Raw genomic sequence first — 4,836 nt, forward strand, 5'->3', positions numbered from 1 at the left:
TTATGAACAATAACCGCAGATAAAAAAAGTTGCTCACATCTTTTAATTTCAGCAGACACCAAAAATCCCGTTTTTAAACGGGGCTCAAAGGTCATATTCATCCATCATTTCCATTCCACGTTTCCAATTATGGTGACTTAAAACCCTTTCGCGCCCGGCCTTGGAAATTTGATCACGTTTGTTTCCATCCGCAAAAATTGATATAATCTCTTCTGCATATTCCTCATTTGTCGTCGCGGCTAAAATATGTTCATCGACTTCCGCGTCAACCCCGCGTGCTGCCAAATGACTTGATACCACAGGAATACCCATGGCCATTCCTTCTAAAATCTTATTTTGTGTGCCGCGCGCGATCATTAGTGGCGCCACCATGACTTCACAGCTTTGCGCATGTTTTCTGATATCATCAACGGTCCCCGTCACTTCAACGCCGTCAATGGTGTTTAAATCTAGGACCTCTTTTGTCGGCGCCGCGCCAATCACTTTAAAAGTCACGTCTGAATATTTTTCACGAATAATCGGTAAAACATCATGACAGAAATTAATAATACAAACTTCGTTTGGATAATAATCCATACGGCCTACGAAACAAATACTGTTCTTTTTATAGTCAACATCTACGGGTTTAAAAAAATCACTATCTACACCGTTTGGAAAATACCCTGTTGCGATACCGGTATTAAATTCTTCTAAAGTCTCGACTTCAAAATCAGTTGCACCGCTCCCTAAATCAAATTTTTTGGCAAGTCGCTTTTCGTCAGCTTCTAATTTCTTACCTTCTAGGGCATAACCCATACTGATAGGCCATCTCTTATAATCAACATATGCAAGCCATTTTTGACTATCCATATCACAATAATCAAGCATCTTTGGCGTGTCTGTCACATGTTCCACATATTGCGCCGCAGAAGAACTAAAAACCATTATGAAATCGAACTTTTTATCATGTAATAACTGCTTTACATCGCTGGCCATTTCATTTGAATAAAAGTACCCCATAGATGATGGGTCCTTACTCAACAATCGCAATACCATTCGTATATTTTGCACATTTTCATTAATTTCCGTTAAAAAAAACGTATGGCAATACTCTTTAATGCCTTGGCATTCAGCTGTTTCTTCTGGCGATCTAGACATGGATGCAACCGTAACCTCATGCCCCTGCTCATGAAGATGCTTCACCATATTAAAAGAGCGAATTTTATCGCCTCTGGTTGGTGGGTACGGAAACCTATGACTTAATTTCAAAATATTCCCCAAACATTACGTTTGTTGTTTTATTCTAACGTTGCCAATAATGATTTTGCTTCAATATCATAGCTGGCAAGTTTTACCGTTTCAGTTAACACATTTCGTGCATCATCTAACTTTTCTTGTAGAATCAGCACCTGTGCATATGTTTTTGCCACATCAACATTAAAATCAGGTAAATTATATGCATTAAATGCATATTGATATGCTTTTTCTAAATCCTCTTGTTGTAAATAAATTAGTGCCAGATTGTTATTGGCAACGATGTCATTTTGATTTCTATCTAGTAAATATTCATAATGAAAAATCGCTTCTTCCGTATTCCCATTTTCAAACTGAAAAAGCGCAATAAAATGCCGCATATTAACATCATTTTCATGGGCGGCTAAGTGACTTGAGGCAATTTCAATTGCATGGTCCTTATCACCGGACTTTGAATAAGCTTCCGCAAGTCTATACAAAACCTGATTATCAGAAGCACCTGCTTTTTGCGCTCTTAAGAAGGCGTCTATCGCATCAGCGAACCGTCCTTCCACAATATTGATTTCCCCTTGCAGGATATTACCAATACTTAACGTCTCTTGTTCTAACTTTAATTGATTGGCAAATTGATATGCTTTTTTAAAATCCCTATCTATCTTTGTAATTTCAATGGATTTTAAGATCAGTGGCACGCGGTCCTCAACAAATGGCATACCACGCCCTAAAGCTTCTCTTGCTTCTGAGATTAACCCTTTACTGATGAATGCTTCACTCAAAAGCAAATGACTATCTCTTGTTCCCGGATCAATCTCTATTGATCTCTTTAATAGCCCAATTGCATCATTAATCCGCCCTGATAACAAATAGCCCTTACCTAGCAAAAAATTTGCGATTGAATAATCCGGAAATTGTTGAAGTAGCTGTTCTGCTCTTCTTATGGCCCTTTGAACAACATTTCGTTCATAATAATATTCAATTAACTTTATTCGAGGCGTTATGATATCGGGGTTCGCGCTAATCGCCGCTGATAAATAACGTTCTGCGCGGATATCATCGCCTCTGGAAAGCGCATATTCATATAACAACTCATAGGCCGGTATATAACTCTCATCTCGATTTAAAATAGAATTTAAATGATTAACAGCACTATTCGGATTATTTAATGCAAAATCTATACGGGCTAGCTGAATACGTGCTTGAAAAAAGTCACGGTTTAATTCAATCACTCGTCTGAAATTACTTCTTGCTTCATCGACGCGTCCTTGCTCTAAATATATCAATCCTAGCAAATGATACCCAACTGCATTATTTCTATCATTGTTGACCAAATCTGCTGCTATTGAAAATGCGTGTTCAAAATCCTTCTTATCGATCGCGTTATTTACATCAATGATCGCTTTTTGACTGTTCATTTGTGTTTTATTAATAATACCCGGCAAATCGATAACCACCCCAAAGCTATCCCCTCTTTGAAATTGGTTTAATATATCTTTTTCTTGTCCAGTTAAATTTTCAGACTTTTTCTCAGATGCCGCAGAAAAATTAAGCATAGCATTGTCATTATCACCAGCGAGCGCATATGCGCTTCCTAATAAAATATGATCAAGCTCTGATAAAATATCCAACCCTGAAAGATAATTTAATGTTTCTGCTGCTGCCATTGGGTTGTTTAATTGTAAGTATGCCGCTGATAATAAGGTTCTTGCTTCATGATGATCAGGATCAATATCTATTAAATCTGAAAGTGGCGCAATTACACTATCATAATCCTTGGTGGCATAAGCAAGTTTGCCCCATAACATTAATGCAGGCGGATAATTTCCATAAGCAGTCAGACCGGCTTGATTTAAATATCTGGTCGCCGTCCTAATATTGTTCCCTTCAGCAAAAAGAGTGGCAATCATAAAGTTTGCAAAAGGGTGCCTACTATCTTTTGCTAAAATGCGCCTAAATAAAAGCATACTTTCATCATGACGCCCCAAATTATAAAGCGCAGAACCAAGTTTGCTTTCAATTTCAATTTGATCAGACTTATGAAAATTTGCGCGTTCAAAATATTGATAAGAATTTGTTGAACCCGATCTACGTTCAACCAAAATCCCTTTTAATAAAAGAAATTCTGGATCAATACCGTTTAATGATAATGCTTTATCTACGTATAGCTCCGCCCGGTCATAATAGCCAATCCGGCTATAAAGTCTAGCCATCGGCGCGTATAAATCTGGATGATCATTAAGCAGCACTTCAGCCTGATAAAAATTTAAAAACGCTTCTTCGTAATTTTCTAACTTTTCATATGCCATTCCAAGAACAAGATATGTTTCACCGTGGATGTGTGTCGCTGCATTTTCAATACTTATTTTTTCGAAAAACTCATCCATTTTATTTTGCAGTAAATATGAACGCCCCAAATCCGCTAAAAGTTCATTTTCAGGAATGCCTAATTCTAAAGCACGATTAAGCTCATGCTCTGCAATATCGCCATTATTTAGTTGATTATACTTTTGCGCGATTTGCTGTCTTAACGCCCCGTTATTTACATCATCAAAAATCGCACCCCATAGACCCTCAATTTCATCATTGAGCGCATATCGTTTAAGCTCTGCTTTTGTTGGCTCCCTGGGGACGTAAACTTCTTCAACCTCAAGATCAAGACTATCCTGAGATAAGGCAACATCCATCATTAGGACACCCATAAAAAGTGCTATACTCCCCATACGATAGAGTGATCTCATGCCCATATCCATAATTTGCGCCAAACTCCAGAATCTATCCATTATTTTTCAATATTTATATTATATTGCTTTGCCAAACCATATAGTGTCGGCCGGCTAATGCCAAGCAATCTCGACATTTCGCTAATATTTCCATTCGATAAACTAAGTGCTTTGATGATTGCTTTTTTATCATTCTCTTCTCGAATGGTTTTCAAGTCTAGCTGAGGGTCATCTTGATGATCTGGATCAATTTCTAAATCAGTTACAGATATTTTTCTTTTATCACTCATAATAACTGCACGTTTAATTTTATTTTCCAGTTCACGTACGTTCCCCGGCCATGAATATGATAAAATTGCCTTTACGGCATTTTTATCTAACTCTTTAACTGACTTTGAAAATTCTTCTGAAAATTCTTCAATAAATTTATTTGCTAGCAATACCGCATCATCCTGACGGTCTTTTAAATCAGGAATATTGACAGTTATTTCGCTTAATCGATAATATAAATCTTCTCTGAAATAATCTTCTTTAATTTTCTTTTCTAATGATTGATGCGTTGCACTAACCACTCTTACATTTACAGGTATTTCTTTTCTGCCCCCTACTCTTTCAATAACTCTCTCTTGTAAGAACCTTAATAATTTTACTTGTAAAAGTAAGGGCAAATCACCAATCTCATCAAGAAAAAGTGTCCCACCTTCGGCTAATTCTATTTTGGCTAGTGTTTGTTTATGCGCTCCCGTGAAGGCACCCTTTTCATAACCGAATAATTCACTTTCAATTAAATTTTCCGGAATAGCCCCACAATTAATCGCGATGAAGGGGTAATCACGTCTATCACTTAATTGATGCAGTGCTTTTGCAAGTAACTCCTTACCCGTTC

At 37.2% G+C, this 4,836-nt stretch carries 3 protein-coding genes; all 3 read right to left on the reverse strand.

All coding sequences use genetic code 11. The annotated features are described in order from the left end of the window. Window positions 1–84 precede the first annotated feature (84 nt). Complete coding sequence (locus tag ACTF6W_RS09010; protein ID WP_438994210.1) at window positions 85–1,248, reverse strand: TIGR03087 family PEP-CTERM/XrtA system glycosyltransferase; 1,164 nt, start codon at window positions 1,246–1,248, stop codon at window positions 85–87. 29 nt (window positions 1,249–1,277) lie between these two features. After that, entirely contained in the window at window positions 1,278–3,968 is a 2,691-nt protein-coding gene (prsT, locus tag ACTF6W_RS09015; protein ID WP_438994211.1) for an XrtA/PEP-CTERM system TPR-repeat protein PrsT, read from the reverse strand. A gap of 41 nt (window positions 3,969–4,009) precedes the next feature. Beyond that, window positions 4,010–4,836 (reverse strand): sigma 54-interacting transcriptional regulator (locus tag ACTF6W_RS09020; protein ID WP_438994212.1); only part of this gene is annotated, 827 nt, incomplete at its 5' end.

The organism is Pseudemcibacter sp. (assembly GCF_965661635.1).
Taxonomy (GTDB): Bacteria; Pseudomonadota; Alphaproteobacteria; order Sphingomonadales; family Emcibacteraceae; genus Pseudemcibacter.